13 protein-coding genes are annotated in these 16,913 nt (G+C 71.1%); 5 read left to right on the top strand and 8 right to left on the bottom strand.

What is annotated here, in order from left to right:
* The first annotated feature begins 462 nt into the window (after positions 1-462).
* Genes ADK65_RS04355 through rbsD form a run of 5 tightly spaced genes read left to right on the top strand, consistent with a single transcriptional unit; the run spans position 463 to position 4,627 of the window.
* Entirely contained in the window at positions 463-1,503 is a 1,041-nt protein-coding gene (locus ADK65_RS04355; RefSeq protein WP_053668443.1) for a substrate-binding domain-containing protein, read from the top strand.
* A gap of 7 nt (positions 1,504-1,510) precedes the next feature.
* Positions 1,511-2,470, top strand: a complete 960-nt coding sequence (locus ADK65_RS04350; RefSeq protein WP_053668442.1) for an ABC transporter permease — start codon at positions 1,511-1,513, stop codon at positions 2,468-2,470.
* Between the two features lie 8 nt (positions 2,471-2,478).
* Complete coding sequence (locus ADK65_RS04345) at positions 2,479-3,279, top strand: ATP-binding cassette domain-containing protein (RefSeq protein ID WP_078955809.1); 801 nt, start codon at positions 2,479-2,481, stop codon at positions 3,277-3,279.
* On the top strand, positions 3,272-4,222 hold the full coding sequence (locus ADK65_RS04340; protein ID WP_053668441.1) for a ribokinase: 951 nt from the start codon (positions 3,272-3,274) through the stop codon (positions 4,220-4,222). The genes ADK65_RS04345 and ADK65_RS04340 overlap by 8 nt, the downstream gene beginning before the upstream one ends.
* Positions 4,223-4,225: 3 nt before the next feature.
* Positions 4,226-4,627 carry a D-ribose pyranase gene (gene rbsD, locus ADK65_RS04335; protein ID WP_053668440.1) on the top strand — a complete coding sequence of 134 codons (402 nt, stop codon included), beginning with the start codon at positions 4,226-4,228 and terminating at the stop codon, positions 4,625-4,627.
* Between the two features lie 210 nt (positions 4,628-4,837).
* Here the strand turns inward: rbsD and ADK65_RS04330 are convergent, their stop codons facing one another.
* The 8 genes from ADK65_RS04330 to ADK65_RS04295 all read right to left on the bottom strand — a co-directional run bounded on the left by ADK65_RS04330 (position 4,838) and on the right by ADK65_RS04295 (position 16,859).
* Positions 4,838-5,443 carry a lytic polysaccharide monooxygenase auxiliary activity family 9 protein gene (locus ADK65_RS04330; RefSeq protein WP_053668439.1) on the bottom strand — a complete coding sequence of 202 codons (606 nt, stop codon included), beginning with the start codon at positions 5,441-5,443 and terminating at the stop codon, positions 4,838-4,840.
* A gap of 379 nt (positions 5,444-5,822) precedes the next feature.
* Entirely contained in the window at positions 5,823-9,539 is a 3,717-nt protein-coding gene (locus ADK65_RS04325; RefSeq protein ID WP_159038719.1) for a WD40 repeat domain-containing protein, read from the bottom strand.
* A 131-nt stretch (positions 9,540-9,670) separates the two neighbouring features.
* Positions 9,671-11,527, bottom strand: a complete 1,857-nt coding sequence (locus ADK65_RS04320; RefSeq protein WP_053668437.1) for an ABC transporter ATP-binding protein — start codon at positions 11,525-11,527, stop codon at positions 9,671-9,673.
* A gap of 13 nt (positions 11,528-11,540) precedes the next feature.
* Positions 11,541-13,754, bottom strand: a complete 2,214-nt coding sequence (locus ADK65_RS04315; protein WP_159038718.1) for an alpha/beta hydrolase family protein — start codon at positions 13,752-13,754, stop codon at positions 11,541-11,543.
* Between the two features lie 58 nt (positions 13,755-13,812).
* Positions 13,813-14,601, bottom strand: coding sequence for a hypothetical protein (locus ADK65_RS04310; RefSeq protein WP_053668435.1), 789 nt, complete (start codon positions 14,599-14,601; stop codon positions 13,813-13,815).
* A gap of 7 nt (positions 14,602-14,608) precedes the next feature.
* Complete coding sequence (gene adfB, locus ADK65_RS39580) at positions 14,609-15,007, bottom strand: actinodefensin-associated protein B (RefSeq protein ID WP_267889705.1); 399 nt, start codon at positions 15,005-15,007, stop codon at positions 14,609-14,611.
* A gap of 2 nt (positions 15,008-15,009) precedes the next feature.
* Positions 15,010-16,509, bottom strand: a complete 1,500-nt coding sequence (locus ADK65_RS04300; protein WP_053668433.1) for a hypothetical protein — start codon at positions 16,507-16,509, stop codon at positions 15,010-15,012.
* A complete protein-coding gene (locus tag ADK65_RS04295; protein WP_063787990.1) occupies positions 16,506-16,859 on the bottom strand; it encodes a lasso peptide biosynthesis protein in 354 nt (117 codons plus the stop codon). The genes ADK65_RS04300 and ADK65_RS04295 overlap by 4 nt, the downstream gene beginning before the upstream one ends.
* Between the last annotated feature and the right edge of the window lie 54 nt (positions 16,860-16,913).

The raw sequence follows: 16,913 nt of genomic DNA, 5'->3' as shown, positions 1-16,913 counted from the left end.
ATTCCCGCAGTCCGTCCGTCTGCCGACGCCGCTCGGCGCTGAGCGCTCAGCCGGCGTGGCCGCGGCGCCGCCGCATCACGATGGCGGCACGCCGGCCACAGCGTCGCCCTGTACCCGAACACGCCATGCCGCCCGTCGGTTCCCCCCTGCCGATCAACGATCGACGGCAGCCGGAATCGCCGATCCCCGAACCCTTGGCATCACAGCCCGTCTGCCCGGTCCTCCGGGACATCAGCACCGGTCGGCTGCCACCCCACCCCACCGCACCCACCCGCCGGCGGCGCCGAGCCCGGACCCGTCGGCGGGTCGCCTCCGCACCTTCGGCACGTAACGGCCGGAGACCGGATCAGCCCTCGGCTGCACGCTCCTACTGAGCATCCCCTCGGCCCACTGCCCGAGTCACCTTCTACCGGTCGGCACAGATCCGACCGGACGCAATGACGCGAAGAAAGGCACACCGCCATGTCCAACCACACCAGACGCAGGCTGCCCACCGTGACCATCGCCATCACCCTGCTCGCCGCAGTGGCGGCCTGCGGCCGGGGCGGACAGAGCGACGGCAGCGGGAGCAGTCAGAGCAAGGACGCCCCCCGCATCGCCATCGTCACCCGTGACTTCACCAACCCCTACTGGGCGGCCCTGCGCGACGGCGCGATAGCCGAGGGCAAGAAGCTGGGCGTCACGGTGAACGTCCAGGCCGGTCAGTCGGAGACCGACTCCACCGGGGAGAACGCCAAGCTGTCCGCCCTGGCCGGGCAGAACTACAACTGCTTCGGCGTGGTGCCGGTGAACGCCACCAACGTGATCACCCCGCTGGTCCCGGTGGCGCAGAAGAAGATCCCGATCCTCAACCTGGACACCCAGATCGACCCGGGCGCCTCGAAGCAGGCCGGCGTGTCCTACGCGTCGTTCATCGGCTCCGACAACCTGACCGCGGGCAAGCAGGCCGGAGAGGCGTTGCTGAAGCGCATGGGCGGACATGGCGATGTGGCCCTACTGCAAGGCATCGCCGGAGAGCAGAACGGCATCAACCGCCAGAAGGGCTTCTCCGACGCGGTGGCCGGCAAGCTGAAGATCGTGGCCACCCAGCCGGCCGACTACGACCAGGCCAAGGCGCAGACGGTCACCGAGGCCATTCTCAAGGCGCACCCGGGGATCACCGGGATCTTCGCCGCCAACGACTCCATGGGCCTGGGCGCCGCACAGGCGGTGAAGAACGCGGGGCTGACCGGGAAGGTGTCCATCATCTCCGTGGACGGCATCACCGCCGCGCTGCATGCCGTGAAGGCCGGCACGCTGAGCGGCACCATCTCGCAGTACCCCTACGCCGAGGGGCAGATGGCCGTGCAGGCGTGCATCAACCTGGTCAAGCACAAGACCGTGCCGACCCGGATCGTCTCTCCGACGGCGCTGATCGACTCCGGCAACGTGGACAAGGCGATCAAGTCCTTCCCGCAGCCGATCGAGCCGTTCACCAACCCGCTGACCACGGACGGGAAGTGAGCCGGCGATGACAGACGTTCAGGCGCCCGCGCATTTCACGGAGCGTCTCTCAGTCGGGGCGGCGGCGCGTCTCGCCGCCCCGATCGGGGTGGTCGCGGTGTTCGTGGTGTTCTTCATCGCCACGCCCGACTTCCTCACCGTGAGCAACATCAGCGACCTGCTGGTGTCCACCTCGATCCTGCTGGTGCTCGCCATGGGCCAGCAGCTGGTGGTCACCGTGGCCGGTATCGACCTCTCGGTGGGGTCCAACCTGCCTTGGTCGGCGGCGGTGCTGGGATACGCCTACACCCACGGCTGGGGGTTGCCTCTCTCGGTGCTCCTGGCGCTGCTGGCCGGCTTGGCGGTCGGCGTGGTGAACGGCCTGTTGGTGGCCCGGCTGAACATGACGGACTTCATCGTCACACTCGGTTCGCTGTCCGTGGTCAGCGGTCTCACCCTTCTGCTGAGCAGCGGCAACACCGTCGCGGTGAACTCCGGCTTCCTGCGCGATCTGGCGCTGGACGGGATCGGCCCGGTGCGCTGGTTCTGGTTGGTGGCCGTCCTGGGGGCCGCGGTGATCGGCTTCCTGCTCTTCCGTACGCGCACGGGTACGTACCTGCTGTCCACCGGCGGCAACAGGGAAGCCGCTCGGGAGGCCGGCATCCACGTCGACCGCATGCGGCTCATCGCCTACGCCAGCTCCGGTCTGGCGTGCGGTATCGCCGCCGTGCTGTTCGTGGCCCGCACCGGCGGCGCCGACCCGAGCCTGCAGACCGACCTGCTGCTCGGCTCCATCGCCGCCGTCGTGCTCGGCGGGTCCAGCCTGTTCGGAGGGAAGGCCTCCGTACTGGGTTCGGTGGCCGGCGCGGTGCTGCTGCAGTCCTTGGTCAACGGCTTCACCCTGCTCGGCATCTCGCAGTACTACCAGCCCGTCGCGGTCGGTGCCGTGGTGCTGGGCGCCGCATTCATCTCCCGGTTCCAGAAGTAGGGGCAGCCATGACAGATACCGCAGCCCGCACGACGGGCGATGCCTCCGCCGTCGACCCGCCGCTCGTGACGATCAGGGGACTGTGCAAGTCCTTCGACGCGGTGCGCGCATTGCAAGGAGTGGACCTGACTCTGGCCGAAGGTGAGGTCACCGCACTGCTGGGAGACAACGGGGCGGGCAAGTCCACCCTGGTGCGCTGCCTGACCGGGGTGCATCCCCCGGACGCCGGTGAGATCCGTTTCCGGGGCGAGCCGATTCGGCTCAACTCCCCTGACGACGCACGTCGGCGGGGCATCGAGACGGTGTACCAGACCCTCGGACTGATCGAGGACCTCCCGGTGTGGCAGAACCTGTATCTCAACCGGGAGCTGACCCAAGGGTTCGGACCGTTTCAGGTGCTGGACAGGAAGTCCATGATCGGCCACAGCCAGGACATCCTGGCCAGGCTGGACGTCAACGTGCCCAACGTACGCGCCACGGTTCGCCGTATGTCCGGAGGCCAACGGCAGAGCATAGCCATCGCCCGGGCGGCGAACTGGGGCAAAACGCTGGTGATCATGGATGAGCCGACCGCCGCCCTGGGCGTGCGGGAGACGGCGGCCGTGGAGGCCCTGATCCACCGGTTGCGCGACGCGGCGGTGACCGTGCTGCTGATCAGCCACGACATGGCGCAGGTGCTGCGGGTGGCGGACACCGCGTACGTGCTGCGCCGTGGGCGGACCGCCGCGCGGCGGACCGTCGCCGACACCACCGGCGACGAGTTGGTCGGCCTGATCACCGGAGCACTCGAAGGGGACGCCCGTGTCTGAACCCCGGCCGCCCCTGGTGGTGGTGATCGGCTCGGTGAACATCGACCACGTCGTGGTGTCCGACGCCTTCCCCGCCCCCGGGGAGACCATCCTCGGCCGGTCCACGCAGGTCACGCTCGGTGGCAAGGGAGCCAACCAGGCCGTCGCGTCGTCGGCCGTCGGCGTACGCACCGCGATGATCGCCCGGGTGGGCACCGATCCGCAGGCCGCTCTCGCACGTGCGGGGCTCCTCGACAGGAATGTGGAGGTACAGGGGGTCGTCCCGGTGCCTGACGCCGAGACCGGAACCGCGTGGATCACCGTGGCGGCCGGAGACAACACCATCATCGTGATCCCCGGGGCCAATCACGAGTGGCCGTCCCAGGGCGACCCGCTGGAGGGCGCCGGCACGGAAGCGGACGTCGTGCTGGCCCAACTGGAGGTACCGCTGGACGTGGTGGAGCGTGCGGCGGCCGCCTGCACGGGCCGGTTCCTGCTCAACGCCGCGCCGGCCGTCAAAGTGCCGGATCAGCTGATCTCGCGGTGCGAGGTGCTGATCGTCAACGAGCACGAACAGGCGGTGGTCTCCGGGCAACCCGCCCAGGGCAGGGCCACGGATCCGTCCGCCGTACGGAAAGCGCACGCCGCGCTGCGCGCTCGCGGCGCCAAGGCGGTGATCACCACGTTGGGAGGGGCGGGCGCGATCATCACCGATATCGACGGCATCACCACCGCACTCCCTGCCATCCCCGCCGAAGTCCGGGACACCACCGGTGCCGGCGACGCGTTCGCCGGGGTGCTCGCCGCCCGGCTGGCCGCCGGTGACTCACTCCTGGAGGCCGCCCGGCTGGGGACGGCCGCCGGTTCCCTGGCAGTCCGGACCGCCGGTGCCCAGCAGTACCGCGCCGACCTGGACACCCTGCGCGCCACTCTTGCCACCGTCACCCCTGCCGAGAAGGGCTGAACCGTGATACGAAAAGGCATCATCCACCAGGAGCTGGCCGGCCTGATCGCCGGGCTCCGGCACACCGACACCTTCGTGATCAGCGACGCGGGACTGCCTCTGGCACCGGGAACCCCGGTCGTGGATCTCGGCTACCGGTACGGCCAACCCGGGTTCCTGGACGTCGTGGAGGCCGTGCTGGCACAGGTCGTGGTCGAGCACAGCTGGGTGACCGACCGGATCCGCGAGATCAATCCCAGTGTCCACACCGGGCTGCGCTCTCTGGGGCTCGAGCCCGAGCCCCTCGATCACGACGAGTTCAAGGCGAGAGTCAGGGCCGCAGCCTTTGCCGTGCGCACGGGTGAGGACAGCTTCTTCGCCAACGTGCTCTGCCGTGCCGGAGTCCCGTTCTCGGGAGGGCGCTGAACGTCCGGCTGGGACTTCCCGCCGGAACCGCCTCCCGGACGGATCCGGAACGACAAGGCTGATCACGACATCACACAGCCCCTGGGAGCGCAGGAAGGCCCCGTCGGGGCAGGGTGACCAAGGGGGTCCCCGGCCCGACGGGGCTCGGTCGGCCGGACGGCGGGTACCGGTGCAAGGCAGGGGCCGGTGCCGTGTCCGGCGCTCTCCGGCTCAGCCGAAGTTCACGTCGCTGCACCACATGTAGGCCTGGTCGAGGTGCGAGGCCTGCCAGATCACGAACAGGACGTGGTGTCCGGTGTAGCCGGAGGTCTGGACGGGGAACGTGATGTCCTTCGCCGGGGCGAAGCGGCCGGTCTGCGTGATGAAGTCGAGGTTGCTCCAGCCCAGGGTCTGGGTCTTGGGGTTGAAGCCCTGCTTGCTCACGTAGACCTTGAAGTAGTCGGCACCATGGGACGCCTGGTCGTACAGGTGGACCGAGAAGTTGTTGCCGACGGTGGTGGTCTTCCACGGTCCGGGCTTGTTCAGGCTGTCATTCCTGGAGAGGTTGTTGCTGCAGAGCGTCCCGTCGGGGGTCCGCGCCTGGAACTGGCCACCGAGGCCGTCGCGGAGCGCGCTCATCCAGTTCCACATGGTGTCGGGGTTGGCCTGGAAGGCCTGCCAACACATGGGGTCCTGGGTCTGCATGGCCGGGTTCGTGTGGTTGCTGCCCCACGTCTTCCAGCACTGGTACGCGCGGGTGGCGGGGCCGACGACGGTGCCGTGGGCCTGGGCGGGGGCCGACCAGGTGAGTGCGCCGACAACCACGGCGAACAGCATGACGAGCGCCTGGAGAGGCCGGCGGAGGGGTGAACGCGAACGCCCGGCTAACGGACTCTGTTTGCGCATGTGGGGGGACTCCTTCCAGTTGCAAGGCTGTCATGGGAGCGCTCCCAACGGTAGGTCTTCTGAGTGAGATGTCAATGAAACGAACGGAGTTGGTTACGGGCCGGGCGGTGAGCAGGGAGCCTGCCGTGAGGACGCCGGTTGCCTTCACGACCTCACGCACGGCATCGCACACGTGGTTCGGGCGGGCAGAACGGGCCGGCCGACGGCGGAAGCAGGCCGGCAACGACGGATCGAGCGCCATGTCGTGAAGGCCGACGATCTTGCCATGGCGTCACCTCCGCCACGGGCGGCTCCGGGGAACAGGACCGGGTCAAGGGCAGGCTGCGGCTGCCTCGGGTGAACCGGTCAGCAGCTTCGGCCAGTGGTGGGCGTTGCTCGCCCGGCAGGTGAGGCGGGTGACCTGGCGGACATCGAGGTTCCAAAGCCGCACCTTGGCCATGGGCTCGCCGAGGGTGGTGGCGAGGGTGCGGCCGTCAGGGCCGAGCGCCAGGTCGTTGAGGCGGTCGGCGTTGCTGCGAAGGACGGCCACGGTGCGCCGCCTGGTGACATCCCACAGACGCAGTGTGCCGTCTTGTCCACCGGTGATCAGCAGGTGCCCGTTCCGGCTGAATGCGATCGCGGAGACGGCCGTGTGGTGTCCGGTGAGGGTGGCGGTGCTCTGCTGGGTGGTGGTGTCCCACAGTCTGGTGGTTCCGTCGGCGCCGGCGGAGGCGAGCGTCTGTCCATCGGGGCTGAACGCCACGTCCGACACGGCGTCTTCGTGTCCGGTGAGGGTGGCGGTGCTCTGCTGGGTGGTGGTGTCCCACAGTCTGGTGGTTCCGTCGGCGCCGGCGGAGGCGAGCGTCTTCCCGTCAGGGCTGAACGCGACGGCGAGGGCCGCGTCGGTGTGCCCGGCGAGGACGACGGCACGCCGCGAGGAGACGTCCCACAGGCGCACAGTGCCGTCGTAGCAGGCGGTGGCCAGGATGCGCCCGTCCGGACTGTAGGCGGCTGCCAGCACGTTCTTCCGGTGGCCGGTCAGGACGGCGGTTTGCCGGTGGGTGGCGGTGTTCCACAGCCGGACGGTCTTGTCGGCGCCGGTTGTGGCCAGTGTGCGGCCGTCAGGGCTGAAGGCCACGCCCCAGGCCCCGTTGTCGTGAGCGGTGAACATCGCCGTCTCCTGCTGTCGGTCGACGTCGTACAACCTGACGGTGCCGTCGCCGAAACCGGTGGCCAGGGTGCGTCCGTCGGCGCTGAAAGCGGTGCGCAGGGCACTCGGGGTGTCGCCGAAGGTGATCAGCGCTCGGCGCGTGGCGGGGTTGTACAGGCGCACCGTGCCGTCGGCGCCGGCCGTGGCGAGCAACCCCCCGTCGGAGCTGAACACCACAGCGTTCACGGCGTCCGTGTTGCCGGTGAGGACGCCGACTTGACGGTGTGTGTCACGGTTCCACAGCCTTACGGTGCTGTGCGCGGCTGTGGTGGCCACGGTGCGGCCGTCCGGGGAGAAAGCGACGGCCCGCACTGAATCGCCGTTGCCGCGCAGGACGGTGATGATGCGCTGCGTCTTGAGGCTCCACAAGCGGGTGGTGGTGTCATCGCCGGCCGACGCCAGAGTGCGGCCGTCCGGGGAGAAGGCCAGGGCACGGACGGTGTCGACGTGCCCGGTGAACCTGGCGGCGATGCGGCGTGACGCCGCGTCCCACACGCGTACGGTGCGATCGGCACCGGCCGTTGCCACCTTGCGTCCGTCCGGCGAGAAGGCCACCGCGTGAACGGCCCCGGCGCGACCGGAGAGCGTGGCAATCGCCCTGCGGTGGGACGTGCTCCACAGGCGTACCGTGCCGTCGTTGCCGGCGCTGGCCAGGACGCGTCCGTCAGGGCTCAGAGCCAGCGCGTTCAGGGCGCTGCCCTGGCCGGTGAGAGTGGCCGTTTCCCTTTGCGTTGCCGGGTTCCAGAGTTTCACACTGCCGTCGGCGCCGGCTGTGGCCAGAGTGCGTCCGTCCGAGCTGAACGCCACGCCGGTCACCGCGTCCGTGTGCCCGCCGAGAGTGGCGGTCAACCGCCGCGTCGCTGTGTTCCACAGCTTTACGCTGTGGTCCTCACCCGCCGACGCCAAGGTGTGCCCGTCGGGGGTGAACGCCACGGCGTTCACACTGCCGGTGTGTGCGGTGAGCTGATTGGCCCGGTGCATGTTGTAGGCGCTCAGCAGACTGCTGCGCGCCTCTGTCGTGGGCGCCTTCCGGAGCCCTCCGAGTGCCAGCAGCATCGCTTCCTCCGGGCGGCGATTCAGGAGAGCGTCCCCCCGGGCTGACAACTCCCGTGACATGGCGACGTCGCGTTCCCGGTCCGCCGTGCGCTGCGCTTCTGTCGCCCAGATCGCGGCTGTGGTGGCCACCAGGGCGAGGACGCCCAGCAGAGCCACCGCCAGGCGTCGGATCCGCGTCCTGTGCCGGACTGCCGCACCTTCGCTGACTCTCGCGGCGAAGCCGGCATCGAGGAAGGATCGTTCCAGGGCGGACAGTGATCGATGTCCGAGTGCTGCGGCCATGTCCAGGCGGGTGCCGCGGTACAGCGCGCCGGGGTCGCCGCCCAGCTGCTGCCATTCCTGGGCCGCGTGGGTGAGCTGGCGTAAGGTGCGCAGGGCGTCGCGGTCCTCGGACAGCCAACCGTGCAGCCTGGGCCAGCAGCGGATCAGGGCTTCGTGGGCTATCTCCACGCGGTCGCAGTCCAGGGACAGCAGCCGCGCCTTGGCCGCCTCGTCGAGTATGACGCTGACGTCGTCGCCGGAGTCGGCCAGACCTTCCAGTTCCCGCCGTTGCGCCGGGCGTCGAGTGTCCTCCGTGTCCTCCCCCAGTGCTGCCAGCCGTACGAACACCTCCCGGGCCAACTCGCGCTGCTTCGCGTCCAGACCTTGGTAGAACCCCTCCGCTGTTCGGGCCAGAGCGCCCTCCAGCCCCCCTGTCGCGTCGAACGCCTCCAGTGTCAGCACGTTGCCGCGACGCCGGCGCCAGGTTTGCAGCAGCGCGTGCGACAGCAGCGGCAGCACGCCTGCCTGGCGGTGCGCTTGCGCTGTCAGCGCTGCCAGCAGCGCTCCCTGCACGGTCAGCCCGGCCCGCTGGGCCGGCTGAACCACCGCCTGCCGCAGTTCCTCCAGCGTCATCGGCCCCACGGGCATCGGCCCCTCGCGCATCGCCTCCACCAGCAGCGCATGGCGGGTGCAGTGCGCGAAGAAATCGGCGCGCACCCCCAGGACGATCCGGCACCGGCTGCCGACAGCGGAAGCGGCGGTGACCAATGCGGTGATGAAGCCGTCCCGCTCGGCATCATCTCCGCAGAGAGTGAAGACTTCCTCGAACTGATCGACGACGAGCACGACGTCCCCGTCGCCTTCCCCCTGCCGGGCGGCGATCTGCCGTACCACCCGCCCCAGATTCTCCGGCCCCGAGGCCAGTTCCGCGTACAACCCGCCGGGAGTGACCCCCGCCAGCGCGCCCAGCCGCACAGCGCACTCCTCCAGGGGCCGGGCGCCCGGCGTGAAGACGATCACGGGCGTCGTTGTGATGAGCCGGTGAGCCAGCCCAGCTCGCAGGAGTGACGACTTCCCCGATCCCGAGGCCCCATAGACCACGACGAACCGTTGCCGGTCCAGCCTCTCCACCAGCTCTGCCACCAGCCGCTCCCGGCCGAAGAACCACTGTGCGTCCCGCGTCTGAAACGCTGCCAGACCCAGGTAGGGCGCCCCGCCCTGGGCCTCCACCGGATCGGCGTGCGCAGAGCTCTCTCCGAGCTCGGCCGCCACCGTCCGCCAGACACGCTCCCACTCCTGCGTGTCTCCGTCCCAGGCTCGCACGTACGCCAGAGTCACCTCCAAGGATGGCAGCCGCTGTCCTGACGCCGCGCTGGAAAGAGTCGAGATCGAGTAATGCGCGTGCTCTGCCAGCGTCCGGTACGGCGGGCTGCCCGCTTCCTTGCGCAGCCGTCGCAGGTCCGCGGCGAACTTCAGCAGCGGGCTGTCTCCGGCTTCCAGCGGTCGCTCTCCACGCGGCACAGCAACACCACCTGCCTTCCGGCACGTCACAGGAATCGAGGGGTGTCACATTTTTCAGCATTGATCGGCCCGGCACCAGCCTCGCTGCTTCGGGTGGGCGCCGGGTTCGAGGACACCGGCAAGTGGATCGACTAGGTCTTTTGCGGGGTGTTCTCCTGGTAGGCGTCGGCCTGGAGCCGGAAGAGGCGTGCGTAGGCCCCCTCCGCCGCCATCAGGCTCTCGTGGTCGCCCTCTTCGATGACGCGGCCTTCGTCCATGACGTAGATGCGGTCCGCGCTGCGGACGTTGGAGAAGCGGTGGGAGATGACCAGCACCGTGCGCCCCGCGAACAGTGTGCGGATCCGGTCGAAGAGATCGGCCTCGGCCTGGGGGTCCAGTGAGGCGGTGGGCTCGTCCAGGATGACGAAGGGAGCGTTCCGGTAGAACGTCCGCGCCAGGGCGAGACGTTGCCACTGTCCCAGGGACAGGTCGGCTCCGTCGGTGTACTCCTTGCTCAGCACGGTGCCGTATCCGTCGGGCAGCGAGCGGATCAGGGCCTCGGCCCCGGCGCTGGCGGCGGCCCGCTGCACTCCGGCCATGTCGAGGGCCGCCTCCGCCCGTCCGAAGGCGATGTTGTCCAGGGCCGGGAGCTTGTAGCGGACGAAGTCCTGGAAGAGGACGGCCGACGCCGCCCGCAGTCCGGTCGTGTCCGTCACACACAGCCCGTCCCGGAGCAGGGAACCGCCGTCGGGCCGGTAGAGCCCGGCGAGGATCTTGGCCAGCGTCGTCTTGCCCGAGCCGTTGCGCCCTACGAGCGCGACGACCTCACCTGCCCGCAGTTCGACCGACACCCCGCTCAGGGCGTACGCGGGGGAACCGGGGTAGCGGAACTCGATCGCCCGGGCGCGCAGAGAGGTGAAGGGCGCCGGGTCCCCGGCGGGACGCACGGCATCGGGATCCGCCGTCCGTGGGATGGTGAAGGTCCGGATGTCCTTCACGTACAGTGCGGCAGCGCCGATGGTGTTGAAGAGGTAGCCCAGCATCTGCACCCGGGTGGCGAGCAGCAGGAGCGCCCCGAGCGCGGCCAGCGCCGTGGACAGTGGCACCTCGCCGAGGTGCACCATCCACCACAGGGTTGCGACGACGGCGACGAGGCCGCAGTCGCCCAGCACCCGGGCGACCGCCTTGCGGCGGGTGTGCACGCGCACCATCGCGGCGGTGCGGTGGATCTCCTCGCCGTAGCGGTCGCTCCAGCGGCGGTGCAGCGCCCGGCCGAGATCGAGGGCGCGCACCTCCTTCGCCTCGTCGCGGCCGGCCAGCAGCTGTTCCAGGTACTGGCGGGCCCGTCTGCCCTCGGCGAGGTCACCGTGCAGGCTGTAGTCGGCATCGCGTTCGTCACGCGCCGCCTTGAGCATCGGAAGGGCGGACAGCGCCGTGAACGGCAGCAGCCACCAGGTCATGACGGCGAACGCCACGGCGACCGCGACGATGCTGAGCACCGCTTGCAGCGCACCGGTCAGCGCCGTCACCAGCATGACGGGCTGGGAGCGGGAGGCGAAGACGGCCCGTTGCAGCCTGTCGTGGAAGCGGGCGTCCTCGAACGACTCCAGGTCGGCACGCGCCGCGCCGCGCAGGACGTCGGCCATGATGTGACGGTCCACCGCCAGCGTGAGGAGTCGCTGCCAGCCACTGCTCAGCGTGCGCAGCACACCGCTCGCGGAGGCGAGCGCGATCAGGACGACCACGGCGATGACGAGCCGCGTGCTCTGCTCCCCCTCCCCCGCCGTCGGCGACGAGCCCGACCCGGAGGAGTCCGAGGGCAGTACGTCGCCGAGCGTCCCCCGCAGGAGGAGCACCACCGCGGCGAGGCCGGTGGCGGTGGCGAGTTGGACCAGGAGGACGCCGGTCAGCCGGGCGCGGTCGGCCTGCCAGGCCGTCCTGACGACGTAGGCACAGGCAGCGGCCATGTCGGCGGTGCTGACCCGCTCCGTCTTCGGCCTGTCTTTCACGGCCGTTTTCCCGTCACGCATGGGTCAACCCCTCCGCCGGTCGGTCGCTGCGATGGTCGGCGCAGACTCGGAGCCAGGCGCGGTGTTCCGCCGTGACGGCCCGGAGGGTTTCCCGGTGCCGGAAGGTGTGGCCCTCGTACGGCAGCAGCAGCAGCCGGGCCCGCCCTCCCGTGGCGACGATGGCTCGGTAGAGGCCGACTGCCTGGTCCGCCGGGGTCGCGCTGTTGGTGTCCTCGCTTCCGTGCACGATCAGCACGGGCCGGTCGAGCCGGTCGGCGAAGTGCAGGGCGCTGAAGGCGTGATAAAGGTCCGGGACGGTCCAGTAGTCGCGTTCCTCGTACTGGAAGCCGTGCGGCGTGAGCGTCCGGTTGTAGCAGCCGCTGTGCACGATGGCGCCCGCGGCGGCGGGCAGTCGGGCGAGGGCGTGGAGGGCGACGGTGGCGCCGAAACTGTGCCCGCCCAGGACGACCGGGCCCGGGTCCGCGGACTCCGCGTACAGGGCGAGGAGCGCCTCGGTGACCGCCGAGGTGATCTGGCGGCTCAGGTGCGGGAGTGTCGCGTCGGCGGGCCAGTCCAGCGGGAGGTCGAGAACCGCCGTCGCCGCGTCCGAGCCGACGGGTTGTGGCCCGGCGAACGACAGGTGGCGGGGATCCGGAGGCCGGGTTCCCGCTCGGCGGACGCTGATCCAGAGGAGGCGCGCGGCGCACGGGGCGCCGTCCGCCGGTGAGGAGCACGCCGGGGGATCCGCCGGGAGCAGCAGGCAGGCCGGGTCTGGGAAGCCGCCGGGCAGGACCGCGCGGCGCGGCGCCCCGGCTCGTCGGTTCAGGCCCTGGAGTGGGCCGGTCGCCCGTCCGGCCGTCGCCACCGGGGGTGGGACACTCCGCTCCAGGGGCTCCAGCCGGTCCCCGCGCAGGACATGGCGGCGGAACGCTCCGGCACGCCGTGTGACGAGCTGTGGGGCGTCGCCGTCGTGCCCCACCCAGGCAGCCTCCAGGGGAGCGGACGGCCCTCCGTCCGAGGCGCCGTCGACGAGGACCGCTCGCACGGCCGGCCTACGCCAGTCGACGACGAGGACTCCGGCCTGGCCGGCCCGTTCACAGGCGACCGACAGCAGGTGCTCGTGGGCTGCCGCTCCGGGGCCGGCCCTGCCTGGCAGGGGCCGCACGCCGGGAAGGGGAAGGACCCGGGTGGAGTGCGTGGTGGTCACCCGGGCCGTCTGCCGGTGGAGGGTGATCGTGACGGGGTCGTCGGCCGTGCCGAGGAGCCACCAGTGCGTGACGGGGTCGTCCTGGGGATGCTCGACGTCCTGCTCGTGCGGGGCGGCAGGCCCCGCCGCCTCGCCTTCGTCCGGGTGGAGCCGGATCGCGGTGCCGGACGGGGTGCGCCGGGCGGAGACCGGGAGGTCGTCCGCCGTGAGGCACCATCGGGCGCCGGGCGGCAGCGGCCGTTCGCCGGTGGGTACGGGGCGGGCGCCGGCCGGGCCGTCCGTGCGTACGGTGGTGCACGCCCAGCGCAGGGCCTCCGGCGCCCGGCCGGCAGGTCCCCTCGGAGGCGAGGCGTCGATGCCGTCGGCATGGGTGACGAGCAGACTCCGTCCGCTGGGAGAGGGTGTCAGACCACTGACGAGCAGGGGGCCGGTGAGCACGCGGACGTCTCCGGTGACGCGGTGCAGAAGACTCACGGCCGCCGCCGCCCGCTCCGCGAGGTCGTCGAGGCCCGCGAGGAACACGACGTTGGCCGGTCCGGTGGCCTCGTACGCCGTGGGGCTCCAGCCGTCGCCGGCCGGTTCCCGCATCGGGGGGCGCGTCAGCAGGGCCAGTTCCTCGTCACCGCACCAGGCGAGGGCCGACGGTGTTCCGCCGTGCGCGGTCAGGGACAGCGCGGCTCGGACCCGCGTGTGCACGGTGAGTTCGCACCGCTCGTAGTCGGCGATCCACACGACCGCGTGCCGCCGGCGCCGTACGAGCCCCGCGACGAGCGGCAGCCGCGGGTGCCAGGCGAGTTCGACGGGCAGGGCCGCCTTGAGGTCCAGCGGCCAGACGCCGTCCCGCTGGAGGCTGCCTATGCGGATGGACGTCAGTGTGGGGCGTTCGGAGGCGACTCCCCCGAGATCCGGGTCCACCGGCAGGTCGCGCCAGTAGAGGGTCGCCGGGTTGTGGTCGGCGACGGAGGGCGAGTGGGGCGCGGTCATCACGGCCCAGGCGGACAGCGTGGGGGCGAACGCCACGGTGTCACGTCCGCGTTCGGGTTCGTGTCCGGGCCGGCATGGCACGTTCCCCGTGGTCTCAGCGCGCACGTGTGACGTCCGCCCGGCCGACGGTGATGGTGTCGATCAGCGCCTTCACCGATCCGATGCCGGAGGTGGGCTCGCAGACCGGTGTCCCCCGGCCGTCCACCGCGGTGGCACACGGCACCGACATGTCCGCGAGGTGGGGCGGCAGATCGCTGCCCCGCTCCACCACGGTCACCTGTACCGCCGCCTGCCGTGCCGGTTCCATCGCGGCCAGCAACTGGCGGAGGGCCCGGCAGGCGGGGCAGTTCTCCGACACATACAGATGTACGCCGTCGACCTGCGACGTGCAGGGCACGGCGATCGCCTCGCGCGCCGCACGCCTGCGATCGGTGACCAGGACGGTCGCTGCGACGAGGCCGGCGGCCACGACGGCGAGGGGACCGCGCACCTCCGGTCGTGACGGTACGTCGGGAAGGAGCAGCACGGCTGCCACTGCCGCGCCCATGGCGTTGGCGCCGATGTGCAGGCGGCCCACCGCGGCCAGCCGGGCGGCGCCGAAGCAGGCGCAGCGCCGTCCACGCATCGCGTGGGCGGCGGCGGTGAGCGCCCCGTACGCGATCAAGGCCAGAGCGGCGGCGGCCCGCCCGGGGAGCAGCACGAGGCAGACCGCGGCAGCCGCCTCCACGGCTCCGGCCAGCCGGGGGCCGTGCGGGGCCCGCAGCAGTGGGGAGTGGAACGGCCAGGCCAGCCGCGCCGGTGGCGTGCAGAGCTTGGCCACCCCGGCGGCCGCCAGCGGTCCGGCCAGGGCCGCGAGAGCGGAGTGGAAGAGGAGGGAGGACATCGGGACCTCACTTCGGTTCGGTGACGGCGACGAGCAGTCCGGAACGGAAGAGTTGCCGCGCCAGCCGCTGAACGTGGACGTCCGTCGGGTCCGGTCGGCCCGTGGCCAGGAGGCGGTCCAGGGCGTCGGCCTCGTACTCGGCGCACTCGACCAGCCGCAGGGAACGGACGTCGACCAGAGCGGCACCCCCGAAGGGCAGCCGGGTCACCCGGACTCCCTCGGCCGGCGCAAGTCGCACCCCGTCGGGAGGGAGAAGGGCGGTGCCAGGAGAGGACGTGGCGTCCGCCGGAGAGCCCGCGGCCGCCGCAGGAGCATCCGCGCCGGACGCGGGAGAACGCACGCCACTCGCAGGAGAATCCGCGCCGCTTCCGGGAGAACTCGCGGCGTTCTGGGCAGATGGAGGCATCGTCAGCCCTTCCTCAGCCATTGGTCGATCCACAGCAGGCGCAGCAGCGGGAGCGCGTGGTCGGAGCGGTGCGGTCCTTCGCGTACGAGTCCGGCTACGACGCGCGGGTCGACGAGCCCCAGGTCGCCGAGGGCGCACTCGCGTTCCAGTTCGGCAGCGATCTTGTCGCTCTCGCGGTGGAGGTACGCGGCTGCCGCGAGCCGCAGGTCGAAGGAGGAGGTGGAGCGCCGCAGCCCGCGGATGCGGCGCTTGTCGAGGAGTTCACGCAGTGGCTGGTGGTTCTGGTACAGCCCGCCCCTGATGCGGCCCATGCGTCGGGTCGGTATCGCGTCGACGGCTCCCAGGACCGCAGGTTGCGTGACGGGGAGGACGAGTGGGCCACCGGCCGGGACGCGTGCCGCCAGTCCGGCTTCGAGCCGGCCCAGGACGGGGCCGAGGAAGTCGAGATGGTTCTTCCACACCGACAGCGCGGCCTGCTGAGCGGACTGGAACGCCAGCCTCCCCTGCCGGGTGAGCCCCGGAAGGTCCCTGCGACCCAGAGGAGTCGGGGGCGGGGTGGGCGAGTCCACCGGTTGAGCATCGCCCGAAGGAGTGCCCGACGGCGGCCGCACCGGGCTGTCGCTGCGTACGACGCCTTCGGCGAGCAGGGAGGCCGCCTCGCGCAGTGAGCCGAGAGTGCCACTGAGGTGGAACGGTTCGCAGGTCAGCAGACGCCAGTCGCGCCGGCCCCGGTCGGTCTGCGACAGCGAGGAGGAGACGATGTCCTCCAGCAGGGTGCCTACGGCCAGGGGAAGCCCCGCCGCCGCGAAGAGCCGCTCGGCGAGGCGGCGTGGGAACTCCTGGTCGGGCAGAGGCGGGATGACACCCGCTCCGGACACCCGGTGGTGGTCCAGGAGCTCGAAGACGTCCAGCGGAACGGTCCGTGTACGCAGTCCGGGAATCTCCGGCAGCGGCGGCCGTTCTCCCGGCAGGCCCAGATCCGCGTACAGCAGCTGGGGCCGGTGGCCGGCGGAGAGCGCCGCCATCGCGAGGTACGCGGACGACAGACCGCCGCTGTAGGCGACGGCGTAGTCGTCGGGGCCGGCGGTCAGGACATCCCCGAGCGAGGCGAGCAGCCCTCGCCCCGTGCTCGGCAGAGCCGGCTGCCGCCGGGAGACGGTGACGCCCCGGTTGTCCACCTCGACGCGGGTGCCGAGGGTGAGCCGCCGCACGCCGGGCAGCGGTGTGGCGTCCGGCGGTGGCGCCAGACCGTGGACGAGGGCGAGCAGCGTTCCCGGATCCGGCGCGGGCCGGTCCGTGTCCGGGCGGAACGCCGCCGCGTCCGCGCCCCACTCCAGACGTCCGTATCCGACGCGGTAGTACACGGGAGTCGTCCCGGGGCGTTCCCGGGAGAGCAGGAACCCGTTTGCCGTGCGCTCCTCGCGCACGCCCTCGCACCGGTCGGTCCCGTCGGCAGGGGTGCCGCCGACGCCGTCCGGAGTCACTTCCGCAGTGCCGATCACGGTACGGTCACCTCTCCTGAGCGAAGCACCTCTGTGTACTCCTCCCGCACGGGCAGCGAGGTGGTGAGCACCTCGTCGCCGTACTGGGCCCACGCGTAGAACCCACCGGGCGCCACAAGGGGCGCCTTCTCGCGCCCGAGGTGGAAGGTGACGGGGTGCCCCAGGGTCCGTAGTGCGGCCGTCATGAACAGGGCGTCCTCGACGGGATCGAGAAAGCCCATCATGATCCGCTGGGCCATCCGCAGCGGGGCCACGGCCTTGGCCGCACCGTGGGGTGTCGTGCGCGCACGGGGCCGTACGGCGGGCCAGTTCAGTGCGTAGGTGCCGTTCTCGCGTCGGGCGGAGATCACGAACTCTCGTGCGTAACGGGCGGCTTTCCAGACAGGGTGCATTTCCTCACCAGT

The organism is Streptomyces sp. NRRL B-1140 (assembly GCF_001280065.1).
Lineage (GTDB): Bacteria > Actinomycetota > Actinomycetes > Streptomycetales > Streptomycetaceae > Streptomyces.
This window is presented reverse-complemented; position numbering and strand designations above follow the sequence as displayed.

What these genes read in the sequence shown, in the direction of transcription:
- ADK65_RS04310 (WP_053668435.1), bottom strand. Translation starts at nt 14,601, where the DNA reads ATGTCCTCCCTCCTCTTCCACTCCGCTCTCGCGGCCCTGGCCGGACCG.
- ADK65_RS04355 (WP_053668443.1), top strand. Translation starts at nt 463, where the DNA reads ATGTCCAACCACACCAGACGCAGGCTGCCCACCGTGACCATCGCCATC.
- ADK65_RS04350 (WP_053668442.1), top strand. Translation starts at nt 1,511, where the DNA reads ATGACAGACGTTCAGGCGCCCGCGCATTTCACGGAGCGTCTCTCAGTC.
- ADK65_RS04330 (WP_053668439.1), bottom strand. Translation starts at nt 5,443, where the DNA reads ATGCTGTTCGCCGTGGTTGTCGGCGCACTCACCTGGTCGGCCCCCGCC.
- ADK65_RS04345 (WP_078955809.1), top strand. Translation starts at nt 2,479, where the DNA reads ATGACAGATACCGCAGCCCGCACGACGGGCGATGCCTCCGCCGTCGAC.
- adfB (WP_267889705.1), bottom strand. Translation starts at nt 15,007, where the DNA reads ATGCCTCCATCTGCCCAGAACGCCGCGAGTTCTCCCGGAAGCGGCGCG.